The organism is Rhodospirillales bacterium (assembly GCA_016710335.1).
Lineage (GTDB): Bacteria > Pseudomonadota > Alphaproteobacteria > Rhodospirillales > Defluviicoccaceae > JADJXQ01.
Genome location: JADJXQ010000007.1, coordinates 131,718 through 146,476 on the forward strand (window position 1 = coordinate 131,718; position 14,759 = coordinate 146,476).

Consider the following 14,759-nt stretch of genomic DNA (forward strand, 5'->3'; position numbering starts at 1 on the left):
GCGACAAAGTTCCCTTACCCATATCGAAGCGGTTCATACGAGCGCTCTCCGAATGCGACGGGGCCTGCTATTGCAGTCGGACCCGCAGCATTCGAGCAATTGCATGCTGTTCTGCGCCAACCCTCACGCAGAATTGAAGTCCAGCGAACATACTGCCTCGGGATCGTCGAGGCGAAGCGCGATGCTTTCAGACAGATAGAACTCGTAGTGAATGCCGTCCTGGCCGACATACCCGGCCATCAGGTCCTGGCCGATGATCAGGACGCCGGCGCGCGGATCGATGACGGCGCCACCGGTGATCGGGGCCTTGTGGATGCCATCCGTGCACAGCCGGCGCAGATGTTCCAACTGCATGAGGTCGGTTCCCGGATAGCGGCGGAACAGACCGTTGTACAGCGCAGGCTCCAGGATCATCGCGTAGGGGCCGCGGAAGCCGGCGTCGTCCAGCTTGGTCACGGCAGAAAGAACATCGTCGAGGGCCCGGTCGACATCAGACCAGTTCCCAGCAGCCTGCCGGGCGCGGCCTGGCGCTGTCAACAATCCACTGAGGCCGAATTCCGCCTGACCCTGGAAGATCAGTTCGTCTTCACGAGCCGAAACCGCCTCGGCGGCATCCTCCGCCGGCGCCATGTCGAGCGGCAGGCCGTTCTCCAGGTAGGCCGCGACCCGGCGCAGGCTCAACAGGAACCGCTTGCGCAACATCGGCAGCGCGATGGCGCGGCTGACCACGGCACCGGCTTCGCCGCTGTCCGGTTGCCGACAGTAGGCGTCATTGCCCACCTCGATCGAGGTGAGGCCAGGGCCATAGGGCCCCTCCACATCCAGAACCCGCCGCGCCGTCAGGCGCTCGCGGGCTGCGCCGATGGCCGCATCGTCGATCTCGTCCCACACGCGCGCAGCGAACGGCGCCGCGGAGCGGTTAAGATAATCCATGTCTACGCTCCGTTTTTCTTGAGAGATCCGACGGTAAATCGGTATGCCGGTCGCGCCGCCCGGTCCTCGTCAGGCACGCCCGACGTGGCGTTGACCGGCGCCGCCTCGGAACTGCCGCTCTCCGCCTCTTCTATTTCCGTGATCGGCGCGTCGGTGTAGAGATATGTGTCCATCTCCTCCGCCCACTCCGGCATATTCCGTCGCAACCACTCCAGCACCATGCATGCATGTTCGATCTCTTCCTGCATGTTGTGGAGGAGTATGTCGCGGAGCGCCGGGTCGCTGCAGTCGTCGGCGCGCTGGCGATACCAATCGACCGCTTCGATTTCTTCTCCCAGCGAAACGATCGCCTGGTGCTGGTTGAGCGTCTGTTTCGTCAGATTTTCTCGCGGTGCATGCAGGTTTTCGCTCGACATCTTCGTTCGCGCTCCCCGGTATATTGAAAACAGAAGAAATCGATTGGCCGCACCCACTTCTGAGCACGCCGCAGCGATCATTTCGATTCAGGCTTTTAGTCACTCAGTCTCGTCTTTCTGCTCTACGCTTTTTTCCGCCTTCCGGACGATGTCCTTCACCTTGGCCGTCACCTTTTCCAATGGCCCGGCGCCGCGAAGTTCGGTGCCGCAGTGACCACACACGAGGTGGTCCTCAGCAAGTCCGGCTGCCGGGGCAACTGCAACGACCGCGCCGCAGTTCGGGCAGATGATTTTCAATCCCTCCGCCATCACCCCGATCCTCGCCGCTGTCGCCTGTCCGATCGGGACACAATGGGGTCGGCGGCGCCGGAGGTCAATTCATTGAGATGCCGCCCAGCCGTCGGTCGGGCGGCGAAGCGGGAACACCGTAGGAATCAGCGATGAAGGAGAGAGCATCGAAGTCATGAATGGTCGCCCGCCCAAACCCGAGGGTGACCAACCCATCTTCACGAAGCACCTTCAACGTGCGGTTGACGTGGACAACACTGAGACCGAGAGCGTCCCCGATCATCTCCTGCGTCAGCGGCAGTTCGAAGGTGTCGTCGCCAGCCAGCCCGACCCTATTCAGCCGTTCGAACACTTCGATCAAGAAGTGCGCGACGCGCTCCTTTGCGTTGCGCCGGCCCAGGCTCACTGTACGCTCGGCGAGCATCTCGTACTCGGCGGCGATCAGCGTTTCGACAGCGGCGGTGAAACCGACACACGTCCGACTTTCGTCGCCGAGGTTGCGGCGCGCGACCGAGTAGATGGACGTCTCGGTCAGCGCGGCAACGAACTGCTTCGCCGTCGGCGTGAAGGGACCGACAATATCCCCCGGCACCAGAACGTTGACGACATGGCGGCGGCCATTCCCGAGCAGCCGGTAGCGGTAGGCCCAGCCCCTTGCAAGGAACAAGAGTTCGCCAATGAAATCGCCTTCCGCAAAGATATCCATGCCTTGCGGGATATTGCGGACGCTGCAGCCGCCGAGGACGCCGCCGACACCGTTATCGAGGCATCCCGCGGCGGCGAGCTTGCGAAAGAGGGGGCCGCGTTCATGAAGGGCGGCGAGGATGCTCGTTGCGCGTGCGTCTTGCCTCGCGTCCAATTTCATGCTGGTCCCGCCCTTCCGCCTCTGCCGGGTTCCTCTAAAACGTTCGATGCAAGGGAATTGTTCCACACGGCGGGCGTGGAGACGGCCTCGGCAGGCTCCGCCCGCGAGGCCGCTGTTGTCTCAGGCTTATGCCGCCTCGGTCACGCCTGGCGGGCGTCGATGACGCCGCGGCGGATGTCGCGGGTGCGGCTGAACGTCTCGAACAACTTGTCGCCCTCTCCCCAGCGCATCGCCCGCTGCAACGCCGTCAGATCTTCCGAAAAACGCTGCAGCATCTCGAGGACCGCATCCCGGTTGTTCAGGAACACGTCGCGCCACATGGTTGGATCCGAGGCGGCAATTCGCGTGAAGTCGCGGAAGCCGCCGGCCGAATAGCGGATCACCTCCGTCTTCAAGTGGTCCTCGAGGTCGGTCGCGGTGTTGACAATGGTGTAGGCGATCAGGTGCGGCAGGTGCGACGTGATGGCGAGCACTTGATCGTGATGGCCGGCATCGAGCACCTCGACCAGCATGCCGGCGCGCCGCCACAATTCCGCGACCCGCTGCACTGCGCCCTCGTCCGCGCCGGGCGGCGGCGTCAGCACGCAGAACCGGCCAGCGAACAGTTCCGCAAAGCCTGCCGCCGGTCCGGAATGCTCGGTCCCCGCGATCGGATGGCCCGGCACCAGATGAACGCCCTCCGGCAGGTGCGGGCCGACGTCGCGGATGACGCTCTGCTTCACAGATCCCACGTCGGAAACGATGCAGCCGGGACGCAAGCCGGGCGCCATCGCCTCGGCGATCCCGGCATAGGCGCCGAGCGGCGTGCTCAACATCACCAGGTCGGCGTTCTCGACTGCGCGGCGCGGGTCCGTGGTGGTGCTGTCGGCAAGGCCCAGGTTCCGCGCCGCATCCAGAGTGGTTTGGGTTCGCGAGCACACGGCGATGTGCCCGGCCAAGCCATCGCGGCGGACGAGGCGCGCCAAAGACGAGCCGATCAGGCCGATGCCGATCAGGGCGATGCGTTCAAACAAGGGCTCTGCGGCAGGCTCGGTCATCATCTAACCCATGAAGGCTGCAAGAGCCGCAGCGACCGCCCGCATTTCGTCTTCCAGGCCGATGGTGATGCGGAGACAGTCCGGCAGTTTGTAAGCCTCCATTCGCCGGGTGATGATTCCATGCTCCTTGAGGAAAGCATCGGCCGCTCGTGCATCGCGGTTGGAGACGGCGGGGAAGCGGACCAGAACGAAATTGCAGACGCTATCGTCGACACCCAAGCCGAGGCTTCGAAGTTCCCGGGTCAGCCACACCCGCCAGCGGTCGTTGTGCGCCTTGGCCTGCCCGAAAAACGCGACGTCGTCGATGGCGGCATATCCGGCGACCTGGGCAAGGGACGAAACGTTGAACGGGTTCCGCACCCGGTTGAGGATGTCGGCGATCGCCGGTGGGCAATAGGCCCAGCCGAGGCGGAGGCCGCCCAGCCCGAAGATCTTGGAGAAGGTCCGCGTCATGACGACGTTGCCGCCGCCGTCCTCCACAAGCCGCTCGCCGGCGGCATAGTCATCGGCATCCATGTACTCGGCATAGGCCGCGTCGATGACCAACAACACTTGATCCGGCAGACCCGCGCGGAGCCGCCGCATCTCCCGGTCCGGAATGTAGGTGCCGGTGGGATTGTTGGGATTGGCGATGAACACGATGCGGGTGCGCTCCGACACGGTCGCCAGCAGCGCATCCACGTCCGTCGTCAGCCGGGTTTCGGGTGCGGCGACCGGTGTCGCACCGGCCGCTCGCGCGGCGATCGGATACATGAGAAAGCCGTGCTCGGAATAGAGAACCTCGTCGCCGGCGCCGGCATACGCGCGACACAGCAGGCCGATTAGTTCGTCCGATCCCGCGCCGCACACCACCCGGTCGGCGTCCACGTAAAAGCGCTGCGCAATGGCTGCCCGCAAGGCATGGCAGCCGCCATCGGGATAGCGGTAAGCATGCGCGGCGGAGTCCTGCAATGCGGCGATGGCTTGAGGACTGGCTCCAAGCGCACTTTCATTGGAGGCGAGCTTGATCACGCGCCGTGCGCCCGCAATGAGCGACTCGCCGCCGACGTAGGGCGCGATGCCGCTGATTCCAGGACGTGGAACCGGCGCGTTCACGGAGCCTCCGGCGTTGGGGACCCGAAATGGTGCTCCGCGACCGCGCCGCTGCGAGCAACCTCCGGCCGAGGCGCCGGCGGCGCCGATAGCGCGGCCGGGCGGGGCTGCGGGCCGAGTTCCGCCAACGTCAGCGGGGTCGCGTAGCCCCCGATCACCGTCATGTGCGACATGCGATTGCTGAACGCCTCCTTGGCCGCAGCCAGTCGTGGGTCCTCCGGTGCAAGGCAGCCCTCCACCTCCACCAGATACAGCCACGATTGCGGCCGGTGGTCCTGTTCCCAGATTGCCGCGGACCTCGGCTCCAGCCCGGACGCCGCCAGTTCACGCCCGCACTGGTCCAGACTGAGCCGGTCGGTGAGGTCGAAGGCGAGATACGTGCGGTCGCGCCCCGTCGGCGTAATCGAGATCGGGCAGATCGTCAGCGCCTCGAGCCCACCGCCGATTCCATTGGCGGGTCCCGCGAACGGCAGTCGCCCAATGATGCGCGGCACTTCCGGCTGGTCGCTGGCCAGCAACCGCCACCACGGGTCGGGGTCATCGGAGCGGGGCAACGGCAGCACCCCGACCACGGCATCCTGCCGTTGCACGGCCTCGATGACCGAGCGCAGCGACCCATGCCGGCTCATCGGCGTGAACATGCCGAAATGATCGCGCGCCAGATCCCAGTATCCGGCCTCCGACGGGGGCATGAACACGGCAACCGAAAACGGCCCCTCGAAGCTGAGAGTGGCCATGATCAGATGCCGCCAGATCGCCGTTAGCTCGCGCCGGGGAAACGCTCCCTTGTGCCGCGCCAACAATCGGTAGACGATCTCGGCCTCGCGGGACGGGCGGATCTTGATGGGCATGTCCCGCTTGAGATCGGAGACCGTGTCGATCAATTCGGTCCGCTGCATGATCAGGTCATGAATGGCGTCGTCGATGGCGTCGATCTTCCGCCGTACGGCATCGAGGGATTGCGCGGCATCCATGTTCCGGTTCCGAAAATTCCCAATGAAGGAACGGACGCAGGGCGGCCCGCTTTTGATGATGGCGACCGCAAGGGAAGACAGTGATAGAGAGACGGCCGTTGAAAAGCAAAGAAAACGTTGGCACATTCCGACGCCAATGCTCGCGGTCGCCGACCGCCGTTAGAGGCTTGCACTCGCCCATGGTCAGATCGGAAACAACCGCACGCGCCTTCGGCGGCAGCGACAACTTTCCTTTGCCGGGGCATCGCGTGCTGATCGGCACCGAAGCGCCGCTCAGGCTGGACTGCGGGATCGAGCTCGGCGACTTCCCAGTTGCCTACCAGACCTACGGCCGCATGAACCGGGATCGCTCCAACGTGATCCTGGTGTGTCACGCCCTCACCGGCGACCAGTTCGCTGCGGAGGTGCATCCCGTCACCGGCAAAGCCGGCTGGTGGCAGACGATGATCGGTCCCGGCAAGCCGCTCGACACGCGCCGCTACTGCATTCTCTGCGCCAACGTGCTGGGCGGCTGCATGGGGTCAACCGGCCCGAGCGAGATCAACCCCGAGACGGGCGAACCTTGGGGGCTTTCGTTCCCGGTCATCACCATTGCCGACATGGTCCGCGCCCAGGCGATGCTGCTCGACCATCTCGGCATCACCCGGTTGTTCGCGGTCATCGGCGGGTCGATGGGCGGCATGCAGGTGCTCGAATGGGCCTCCCTTTATCCGGAGCGCGTGTTCGCCGCCGTTCCCATCGCCACCGCCGCACACCACAGCGCCCAGAACATCGCGTTTCACGAGGTCGGACGACAGGCGATCCTCGCCGACCCCGACTGGTGCGGCGGGGACTACTTGCGCCACGGCAAGACCCCGCACCGCGGCTTGGCGGTGGCGCGCATGGCGGCGCACATCACGTATCTGTCGGAGCACAAGCTCACCGAGAAGTTCGGGCGGCAGCTGCAGGACCGGGAGGCGGTGACGTACGGCTTCGACGCGGATTTCCAAATCGAAAGCTACCTGCGCCACCAGGGGATCAGCTTCGTCGAGCGTTTTGACGCCAACTCCTATCTGTACATCACCCGGGCGATGGATTATTTTGACATCGCCGCGAAGCATGGCGGCATCCTCGCCAATGCGTTCCGGGAGACCCCGGTCCGCTTCTGCGTCATCTCCTTCACCAGCGACTGGCTCTATCCTACATCCGAGAACCGGACCATCGTGCGCGCCTTGAACGCCGTCGCCGCCAACGTGAGTTTTGCGGAAATCGTCTCCAACAGCGGCCACGATGCCTTCCTGCTCGACGAACCGGAATTCATTCGCGTGCTCGGAGGCTTCCTGAACGGGGCCGCCGCGCACTGCGGCCTGGCGGGCGCGCCCGGCTCGGGGCGGTGATGGAAGCGCCGGCGCGAAGCATTCGTCCCGACCTCAGGTTGATCGCGGATATGATCGAGCCACGCTCCCGCGTGCTCGATGTCGGCTGCGGCGCCGGCGAGCTACTCCATTATCTGGTGTACGATAAGAACGTGGACGGCCGCGGCATCGAGTTGTCGAGCGAAGGCGTCAACGCCTGCGTCAGCGCCGGCCTTTCAGTGATCCAGGGCGATGCGGAAACGGACCTGTTCGATTATCCCGAAGCGGCGTTCGATTACGTGGTGCTCGGCCAGACCCTGCAGGCGATGCTGGCGCCGAAGACGATCCTGGAACAGATGCTGAGGATCGGCCGGCGCGCCGTCGTGTCGCTGCCCAATTTCGCGCACTGGCGTCACCGCCTCTATCTGCTGTCCGCCGGCCGCATGCCGGTCAGCGCGACCTTGCCCTACGAATGGTACGAGACTCCCAACCTGCACCTGTGCACGATCAAGGATTTCGTCGTCATGTGCGAAACCATGAACATCGCAATCGAGCGCCGCATCTGTCTCGATCCGCGCGGCGTCCCGCACCGCTTCGGCCGCGGTCTCCTGTTCGCGAACCTGCTCGGCGCAGAGGCAGTTTTTCTCCTGCGGCGCTAAAACGCGGCCCGCGGCGGAGAGACGAGGAGAACATGGGGCAAAATTCGGCGTCCCCGCCGGCCGATGGGTTGTGGGAGAGGGTCGTTCGGCGAGCCGAACGCGCGCTCATCTCAGGAGCGCTGTCGCCGATCCGGACCGAAGAGCATGTGGTGGATGCGGACCGGGTCCGGTTTGTGGTCCGCGTCGTTTCCAGCATCCGGGCCAAAGCGCGGGAGGGTTTGAAGGATCCAAAAGGAGGGGATCCTCAAGAGGAAACGACAGACCCGAGGGACGATCCGTTTCTCCCGTATGACCCGGAGCTGTTCGTCGCCGACCTCAGCGACACCCATGTTCTGCTGTTGAACAAGTTCAACGTTCTTGATCACCACGTGCTGGCCGTCACTCGCCTATACGAGGACCAGGAAGCACCGCTGACCAAAGCGGATTTCGCTGCGTTGGCCCGCTGTCTACAGGCGGTCGACGGGCTCGGCTTCTACAATTGCGGGGCCGCAGCGGGAGCAAGCCAGCGTCATAAACATCTGCAAGCGGTAGCCCTGCCGTTGACGAGGGTCGGTCCGGCCATCCCCGTCGAGTCCCTGCTCGCCGAGGCCCGATTCGACGGGCGGATCGGCGCCGTCCGGGAGTTTGGCTTCCGCCACGCCATCATCCGGCTCGAAGCGCCAGCGTCCTCTGCATCGGCGCTGGCGCTGGAATTTCACGGCGCTTACAGGCAGCTCCTGTCAGCGACCGGAATCGGCGTCGAAGCCCTGGACCGGGCGGACCGGCGGCTCCCGCCTTACAATCTTCTGGCGACCAGCTCGTGGATGCTTCTGGTTCCCCGCTCCCGAGAGCACTTCGGTTCCGTCTCCATCAACGCACTCGCTTTCGCCGGCTCGATGTTCGTAAGCGACGCGGCGCAACTGCAGGAAATCGCTGCGGCCGGACCGATGGCGGTGCTCGGCCATGTCGCGGTACGCGAGGACTGAGCACGGCTCGACGGAACTCCGGAACGAGAAAGGGCGCCCGAAGGCGCCCTCATCGGCTGCGATTGCAGCGACCTCTTGTTACGCCGCCTTCTTCTTGGCGGAGATGTCGAGCTGGAACTTGACCGGTCCGCGGCTCTGTTTGCCGAGGGCGTCGGTGAACTCGCCGTTTACCGGCGATTTCTTCGCGTACGGGCTGGTCAGAATGGCGACATGGCCCCCGAAGTAAGCAACGGATTCGACGATGTCGGTGCCTTCCAGGAACTTGTTCGCGGCCGTCGCGCAGGGCGGCGTAACCAGATCGTCCTTTATGGCGTAGTTCTGGTACCACGGCACGTTCAGTTTCGCCAAATCCTTGACGTTGAGCGGCTTGCCGTAAAGCTGCACCGGCAAAGTGCCGTCCTCCCCGATCGGCCGCTGGAAGGTGGCGGAGCTCATGTTGGCGATGGCGAGCGGCAAGTGCACCCGCTCCTTCAGCAGCCAACGGAAAAGCGCCGCCGGGGTCTTGCCCGGGTTCTTGTCGGTGGCACGATGCATCGATGCCTGGTCCAGCACTTTGACCAGCGGCTGCTCGCGGTCGATGGCGACGAACCGCATCCCGAGCGACAGCAGATAGCCGTTCGCCACCTTGTTGCCGCTCGGCAACGTGGTGGTGACGAAATCGTTATGCATGCGCGGCATGCCGGAGATGGCGTTGGAGTAAGTGCCGTCGATGGGCGCGACATTGGTGATGAGCGCGTCGACGACGTCGGTGAGGGTTCCCGACAGAATGTTCATCAGGCAGATGTAGCCGCCCTGGCACGTGCCGTTCAGGGTCACCTTCTGCCCGTGCTTGTCCTTCAGCTTCTGGCAGATCTCGCGGGTCTGGTCGCAGTCGGTGTCGGGCGTCGTCGTCTGCACCTTCTCGTGCTTCATGATGTCCTTGACGACGCGCACGTAGGTCGGGATGCCCTCGTTGGCGAAGGCGTGGCTGATGCTCTTGTCCTCGAACGGCAGGAACGCGAGGATGTGCACGCCGAGCATGTAGGGCGGCACCATCAGAACCGGCTTCAACGAATCGTCGACCTTGACACCCTTTTTGATCGGCAGGACCTGATACACCATGTAGGTGTCCGTCTCGCAGAACAACTTGTAGTCGGACGTTTTGAAGTGGAAGCCGAACTCGTCCGCGATCTTCTCGATCTGCTCGCTGAAGTTCGCGACCGATTCCATGACTTCCGCTTCACGCTTCATGAATTCGGCAAGCGTCTCTCCACCGTTTGTCTTGCCGAAGAGCGTGTTCATGTAGGCGCTTGACGCCTGTTCGACCTGATCGAAAATGAAGCTGGTCAGTTTTTCCTGGGCGCTCATGATGCCGACCGACAGGAGCGATTGGTTGTGTTGCAGGACTTCGATGGACTCTTTCATCCCGAGAGGGTTGTCCCGCGACGCCTGGGCGGCAATCTGAGCGGCGATCAGGCAGCTATCGGAGAACTCTACGAATTCGCGGTTGCTTGCCCTGAGGAACGCGGTCCAGTAGCGAAACCAGTCCGCCTTGACATCGGGCATTTCTTTCATGAGATCGGTCATATCAAGTCCCTCAATGGTTGGTTGCGCAGCTCCCATGCTGCTCTCGATCCCCCAGAAATCACTCCTTGCAGTAGTCCCAGGTAGTTTCCGGGAACCTTACAAAGTCTGCGGACAATGCCATGCTCTGGAGAACACGCCGGCGCGGATTGGCCCTGTGGAACTGGCACAACATTACGCTGTCTCGATGAACCGATACTGTATATTGAATTTTGCTGCATTGCAATAAGGCGCGCTGCCGCGCAATAGCGCAAACCACCTATGCGCCCGCTGCATAGGAAATTTTATTTCAGCCTCCGCGCCGCGGCGCATGGATCCTCCTGACACACGATCTGCGGGCGCGCGAACCAAGCCCGGGAGTCGCAGCGGCCGGACGTTGCAAGAGTCGCGGGAAGCGCCACATTTGTATCGCGCTACCGCAATCTATAATTGCAGTTGCCGGTTCCGTGCTACTGTGGTAGACATGTACAAGCATGATGGGGTTGTCGTCATGCGGTGGCTTATTGCGATGCAGCGCGCGCATCTTCTTGTGTCGAAGCATCGCTTCATGTGTTGCCGTACATGCAACCGGCGACGGCCTCGTGGGACAAGAGGAAAACCAGGGGACACGCGAACACCTTCGTAGTGCTGTCACTCGAGTCCGGCGGGCACGGACAACGCGAGCAGTTGGCTGTGAGCGGTGATGCGAGCCGGGGCCGCGTTGTTGCGCGGTTGCACGATGATGTAGGTGGCAAGTTCGGCGAGAAAAACAGTGTAGTCAAAATGAGAAAAAGCCTCAGAATGTATCGCTTATCTCCGGCTCATGTACTGCTTGTCATGGAAGCAGTATTTCTCTATTTGTTGGTGAGCTATATCTCGGCGGATAACCTCTCTGGTTCGTTTTACCCCGATGGCTTTCTGTCGACCCAGCTTCCGGTGTCTATCGCATTCGTCGGGATAATAATCGCGATGAATTTCGCGCTCGGGCTTTATGACTATCGGCACTTCTCTCATTTCCGAGATTTACTTCTGCGGGCGAGCGTCGTTCTGGTTGTTGCGGCCCTTGCGGCCACGGTAATGCTCAGTTTGTCCCCCGATATCGAGACTTGGCGCGCAGAGATTCTCATCGGATTTCCTGCCGTGTTCGTGGCGATGATCACGACCCGGTGGGCGTTCCTGCAAATTTCCAGGGCGAGCTACCTAAAGCGTCGCATTCTGGTTGTCGGGGTCGGTGACCGGGCAAAACGGATCGAGAGCTTGGAGCGGGCAGCCCGAGGCAACCGCTTCGTATGTTCCGGCTTTATCGACGTTGGCGACCAGGACGCGAAGGTCTCCCAGGAGCTTATCGTCGGGCACCTGAACTCCATGGTCGATTGGGTGCGCTCGAACGAAATCGATGAAATTGTCGTCGCTCCCGATGATCGTCGGGGCCGGCTGCCGTTGCCGTCATTGATCGACTGCCGGCTCAGCGGCACGCCGGTCATCGACCATCAGCGGTTCTGGGAACGTGAGACCAAACGCGTCGATCTCGCGGCGCTCAAGCCGGACTGGTTCGTCTACTCGGAAGGGTTCGCCAACGGGAACCTGCAGCGATGGGCCAAACGAGCCTTCGACCTGGCGCTCAGTGCGTTCATGCTGGTGCTCCTCAGCCCCGTGCTGATCGTGACGGCTGCCGCCATCTATCTGGAGGACGGGGGAGCGGCGCTGTATCGGCAGGAGCGGGTCGGCTTTCGCGGGCGCCGCTTCACGCTTCTGAAGATGCGCAGCATGCGCATCGACGCGGAGCGCGACGGCGTGCCGAAATGGGCGGACCAGAACGACAATCGCGTCACCCTGGTGGGCGCATTGATCCGCAAGACCCGCATCGACGAACTGCCGCAGCTCTTCAATGTGCTCAGGGGCGACATGAGCCTGGTCGGACCGCGCCCCGAACGGCCGTATTTCGTCGATTCGCTCAAGCAGCTCATTCCGTATTACGAGCTTAGGCATTGCGTGAAGCCGGGCGTGGCAGGATGGGCTCAACTCAACTATCCCTATGGTGCGTCGATCGAGGACGCGTGGCAAAAGCTTGAGTACGATCTGTATTACATTAAAAACAACAACGTGTTCTGGGACTTCCTCATTCTCCTGCAAACCGTGCGGGTGGTCGTCTGGCCCAAGGGCGTGCGGTAGCGCATCCAGCGTCAGCCTGGCCCCAACGGGAGGTCGCAGTTCCTCGTCTGGAGCGGCTAAGTCTTCATGCAAAAAAAAGAAAGCGCCCGGTCAGGGGGGTGAACCGGGCGCTAGCTTCCCTCGCGGAAGCGCGGATGGCAGGGGAACCATCCGGGAGCGGACTGCACCTGAAGCGCGAACCACTCTCACCCTCAGATGAGAGGCGCTGGGACGGGCCACCAATGTCCATCGCGCAACGCTGCTCTGCGCAAACTGCATACATTCGGCTATGGCCTCGCGAAGCTGAGCCACACTGCCGCCGTAGATGTTGACGATCGCGACGTTTCGACTATTGTCGAAGCATGGTTAGCCGACACGCAATCGACGCCGAGGCTGCAATGGCGCAGGAGCATCGGCGGGCAGTGTTCCCCTTGCTGGTGCAGCAAGGCCCTGAGGGCTTTACTGCCGGTGAAATCGCCGAGCGGGTGGAAGGTCCGGCATCGGGCCTGTCCCTCCATCTCGCCCATCTCGAACGGGTCCACATGCTGCGGTCATGGCGCGTCCGGCGCAACGGCCTGTTCGCCGTGAGTGCCGAGGGTTGGCGGCGGCTGCTCGGCTTTCTGATCGACGAGTACTGCCAAGAACATCGGGAGATCTGCTGAATGGAAGCGGAGAACTCGCCGTGACGGTCACGATCTATCACAACCCCGACTGCGGGACCTCCCGCAACGTGCTGGCAATGATCCGCAACTCCGGGGAGGAGCCGGAGGTAATCGAGTACCTGAAGACGCCGCCGAGCCGGAATGCGCTCGTCGCGTTGCTCCGCCGGATGGGGATCCCGCCGCGCGACCTGTTGCGCCGCAAGGGCACGCCCTACGACGCATTGGGCCTGGATGACGCCAAGTGGAGCAACGAGCAGTTGATCGATTTCATGGTTAAGCATCCGATCCTGATCAATCGCCCGATCGTCGTGACGCCGCTCGGAGTCAAGCTGTGCCGGCCGTCGGAGGCGTCCTCGACATCCTGCCGAGCCCGCAGCAGAAACTATTCACCAAGGAAGACGGCACACCCGTTGCAGTTTAGAGCATGGTGAGATTCTCATGACCGCCGAAGACATCGCCGTTTCCGCCGAAGCCGCCATTGGCAACAGGGCCGATCGCGCCGCCCTCGGAGTTTTCGAACGCTATCTGACTCTCTGGGTGGCGCTCTGCATTGTCGCGGGAATCGCGCTCGGGCACTGGTTTCCCGCTCTTTTCCAGACCATCGGCCGGATCGAGACTGCGCAAGTCAACCTGCCGGTGGCCGTACTGATCTGGCTGATGATCATTCCGATGCTGCTGAAGATCGACGTCGGGGCGCTGCACCGGGTCAAGGAGCATTGGCGCGGCATGGGCGTCACCCTGTTCATCAACTGGGCGGTCAAGCCCTTCTCGATGGCGTTGCTCGGCTGGCTCTTTGTCGGCTGGCTGTTCCGGCCATGGCTGCCGGCGGACCAGATCGAGAGCTACATTGCCGGGCTGATCATCCTCGCCGCCGCGCCTTGCACGGCGATGGTGTTCGTCTGGTCCAACCTCTGCGACGGCGAACCGCACTTCACCTTGAGCCAGGTTGCCCTCAACGACACCATCATGGTGTTCGCCTTCGCCCCCATCGTCGGCCTGCTGCTCGGCCTCTCCGCCATCGTCGTCCCGTGGGATACGCTGGTGATCTCGGTGGTGCTGTTCATCGTAATCCCGGTGATCGTCGCGCAGCTCTGGCGGAGGGCGTTGCTCGCGCGCAGCGAGGCGGCGCTGCAGACGACGATGGCGCGGTTGCACCCGGTCTCGCTGGTCGCATTACTCGCGACCCTTGTGCTGCTGTTCGGCTTCCAGGGCGAGCAGATCCTGGCGCAGCCGCTCATCATTGTGCTGTTGGCGATCCCGATCCTGATCCAGGTCTATTTCAACTCAGGCCTCGCCTATGTGCTCAACCGGAGCCTGGGCGTCGCCCACTGTGTCGCCGCGCCATCGGCGCTGATCGGCGCGTCGAATTTCTTCGAGCTTGCCGTCGCCACCGCCATCGTCCTGTTCGGCTTCAACTCCGGCGCGGCGCTGGCGACCGTCGTCGGGGTCCTGGTGGAGGTGCCGGTGATGCTCTCCGTGGTCCGCATCACCATGGCGACGAAGGCGTGGTATGAACGCCGGCCGCAATCCGCCTAATCCCGCTCCACGGCCTCCAGGATCCCGTCGGGGCCGTCGGCCGGATGGACGGTGTCGCGGCTGGATACCACCCGGTAGAGCTTCTCGTCCTTGAACCCGCTGCCGAGGTGCGGGTGCTCATGGCCCTGCTCGAGAGCCCGCTCCGGCGTGTCGAGCGTCCCGGCTAAAACCCGGGCGAAGGCTGCGGAAGGTGCCCGCACGACGACCCGCTGCCATTGTCTGCGGGCTTGCCAACGCGGATCGTCCGGGTCCGCGACCGGTTCAATAATCCATGACGGCATGACACACCTCGCACGCGGCCGGCA

15 protein-coding genes and 1 pseudogene are annotated in these 14,759 nt (G+C 63.2%); 7 read left to right on the top strand and 9 right to left on the bottom strand.

Annotated elements, in window-relative coordinates; all coding sequences use genetic code 11:
• Positions 1-123: 123 nt before the first annotated feature.
• The 7 genes from IPM60_12050 to IPM60_12080 form a co-directional block, all read right to left on the bottom strand.
• Entirely contained in the window at positions 124-933 is an 810-nt protein-coding gene (locus IPM60_12050) for a bacteriocin family protein (protein ID MBK8908599.1), read from the bottom strand.
• Positions 934-935: 2 nt separating this feature from the next.
• Positions 936-1,349 carry a ferritin gene (locus tag IPM60_12055; protein ID MBK8908600.1) on the bottom strand — a complete coding sequence of 138 codons (414 nt, stop codon included), beginning with the start codon at positions 1,347-1,349 and terminating at the stop codon, positions 936-938.
• A 99-nt stretch (positions 1,350-1,448) separates the two neighbouring features.
• A complete protein-coding gene (locus tag IPM60_12060; protein ID MBK8908601.1) occupies positions 1,449-1,658 on the bottom strand; it encodes a hypothetical protein in 210 nt (69 codons plus the stop codon).
• A gap of 64 nt (positions 1,659-1,722) precedes the next feature.
• Complete coding sequence (locus IPM60_12065) at positions 1,723-2,502, bottom strand: Crp/Fnr family transcriptional regulator (protein ID MBK8908602.1); 780 nt, start codon at positions 2,500-2,502, stop codon at positions 1,723-1,725.
• Between the two features lie 140 nt (positions 2,503-2,642).
• Entirely contained in the window at positions 2,643-3,539 is an 897-nt protein-coding gene (locus tag IPM60_12070) for a prephenate/arogenate dehydrogenase family protein (GenBank protein ID MBK8908603.1), read from the bottom strand.
• Between the two features lie 3 nt (positions 3,540-3,542).
• Positions 3,543-4,634, bottom strand: a complete 1,092-nt coding sequence (locus tag IPM60_12075) for a histidinol-phosphate transaminase (GenBank protein ID MBK8908604.1) — start codon at positions 4,632-4,634, stop codon at positions 3,543-3,545.
• Positions 4,631-5,605 carry a chorismate mutase gene (locus tag IPM60_12080; GenBank protein MBK8908605.1) on the bottom strand — a complete coding sequence of 325 codons (975 nt, stop codon included), beginning with the start codon at positions 5,603-5,605 and terminating at the stop codon, positions 4,631-4,633. The genes IPM60_12075 and IPM60_12080 overlap by 4 nt, the downstream gene beginning before the upstream one ends.
• A 179-nt stretch (positions 5,606-5,784) precedes the next feature.
• Between IPM60_12080 and IPM60_12085 the strand changes: the two genes are divergently transcribed.
• Genes IPM60_12085 through IPM60_12095 form a run of 3 tightly spaced genes read left to right on the top strand, consistent with a single transcriptional unit; the run spans position 5,785 to position 8,563 of the window.
• The gene (locus IPM60_12085) at positions 5,785-6,981 is read left to right on the top strand and encodes a homoserine O-acetyltransferase (GenBank protein ID MBK8908606.1); all 1,197 of its coding nucleotides are present in this window, start codon (positions 5,785-5,787) and stop codon (positions 6,979-6,981) included.
• Positions 6,981-7,598: a methionine biosynthesis protein MetW gene (gene metW / locus IPM60_12090; protein MBK8908607.1), complete on the top strand. Its 618-nt coding sequence runs from the start codon at positions 6,981-6,983 to the stop codon at positions 7,596-7,598. Before IPM60_12085 ends, metW begins: the two co-directional genes overlap by 1 nt.
• Positions 7,599-7,630: 32 nt before the next feature.
• Positions 7,631-8,563, top strand: a complete 933-nt coding sequence (locus IPM60_12095; GenBank protein MBK8908608.1) for a phosphorylase — start codon at positions 7,631-7,633, stop codon at positions 8,561-8,563.
• A 78-nt stretch (positions 8,564-8,641) separates the two neighbouring features.
• Here the strand turns inward: IPM60_12095 and IPM60_12100 are convergent, their stop codons facing one another.
• On the bottom strand, positions 8,642-10,129 hold the full coding sequence (locus IPM60_12100; protein MBK8908609.1) for a hypothetical protein: 1,488 nt from the start codon (positions 10,127-10,129) through the stop codon (positions 8,642-8,644).
• A gap of 621 nt (positions 10,130-10,750) precedes the next feature.
• On the opposite strand from IPM60_12100, the gene IPM60_12105 reads away from it, so the two are divergent.
• The 4 genes and pseudogenes from IPM60_12105 to arsB all read left to right on the top strand — a co-directional run bounded on the left by IPM60_12105 (position 10,751) and on the right by arsB (position 14,454).
• Positions 10,751-12,277 (top strand): TIGR03013 family PEP-CTERM/XrtA system glycosyltransferase, encoded by a 1,527-nt coding sequence (locus tag IPM60_12105; GenBank protein ID MBK8908610.1) that lies wholly within the window; start codon positions 10,751-10,753, stop codon positions 12,275-12,277.
• Between the two features lie 341 nt (positions 12,278-12,618).
• Entirely contained in the window at positions 12,619-12,918 is a 300-nt protein-coding gene (locus IPM60_12110) for a helix-turn-helix transcriptional regulator (protein MBK8908611.1), read from the top strand.
• Positions 12,810-13,339 (top strand): annotated as a pseudogene (arsC, locus tag IPM60_12115) (arsenate reductase (glutaredoxin)). Before IPM60_12110 ends, arsC begins: the two are co-directional and overlap by 109 nt.
• 17 nt (positions 13,340-13,356) lie before the next feature.
• On the top strand, positions 13,357-14,454 hold the full coding sequence (gene arsB, locus IPM60_12120) for an ACR3 family arsenite efflux transporter (GenBank protein MBK8908612.1): 1,098 nt from the start codon (positions 13,357-13,359) through the stop codon (positions 14,452-14,454).
• On the opposite strand, the gene IPM60_12125 is transcribed toward arsB, so the two are convergent.
• Complete coding sequence (locus IPM60_12125; protein ID MBK8908613.1) at positions 14,451-14,735, bottom strand: hypothetical protein; 285 nt, start codon at positions 14,733-14,735, stop codon at positions 14,451-14,453. The genes arsB and IPM60_12125 overlap by 4 nt on opposite strands.
• Between the last annotated feature and the right edge of the window lie 24 nt (positions 14,736-14,759).

Excerpts from the sequence above, each read along its gene's own strand:
- IPM60_12050 (MBK8908599.1), bottom strand. The coding sequence starts at position 933 with ATGGATTATCTTAACCGCTCCGCGGCGCCGTTCGCTGCGCGCGTGTGG.
- IPM60_12055 (MBK8908600.1), bottom strand. The coding sequence starts at position 1,349 with ATGTCGAGCGAAAACCTGCATGCACCGCGAGAAAATCTGACGAAACAG.
- IPM60_12060 (MBK8908601.1), bottom strand. The coding sequence starts at position 1,658 with ATGGCGGAGGGATTGAAAATCATCTGCCCGAACTGCGGCGCGGTCGTT.
- IPM60_12065 (MBK8908602.1), bottom strand. The coding sequence starts at position 2,502 with ATGAAATTGGACGCGAGGCAAGACGCACGCGCAACGAGCATCCTCGCC.
- IPM60_12070 (MBK8908603.1), bottom strand. The coding sequence starts at position 3,539 with ATGACCGAGCCTGCCGCAGAGCCCTTGTTTGAACGCATCGCCCTGATC.
- IPM60_12080 (MBK8908605.1), bottom strand. The coding sequence starts at position 5,605 with ATGGATGCCGCGCAATCCCTCGATGCCGTACGGCGGAAGATCGACGCC.
- IPM60_12085 (MBK8908606.1), top strand. The coding sequence starts at position 5,785 with ATGGTCAGATCGGAAACAACCGCACGCGCCTTCGGCGGCAGCGACAAC.
- metW (MBK8908607.1), top strand. The coding sequence starts at position 6,981 with ATGGAAGCGCCGGCGCGAAGCATTCGTCCCGACCTCAGGTTGATCGCG.
- IPM60_12095 (MBK8908608.1), top strand. The coding sequence starts at position 7,631 with ATGGGGCAAAATTCGGCGTCCCCGCCGGCCGATGGGTTGTGGGAGAGG.
- IPM60_12100 (MBK8908609.1), bottom strand. The coding sequence starts at position 10,129 with ATGACCGATCTCATGAAAGAAATGCCCGATGTCAAGGCGGACTGGTTT.
- IPM60_12110 (MBK8908611.1), top strand. The coding sequence starts at position 12,619 with ATGGTTAGCCGACACGCAATCGACGCCGAGGCTGCAATGGCGCAGGAG.
- arsB (MBK8908612.1), top strand. The coding sequence starts at position 13,357 with ATGACCGCCGAAGACATCGCCGTTTCCGCCGAAGCCGCCATTGGCAAC.
- IPM60_12125 (MBK8908613.1), bottom strand. The coding sequence starts at position 14,735 with ATGCCGTCATGGATTATTGAACCGGTCGCGGACCCGGACGATCCGCGT.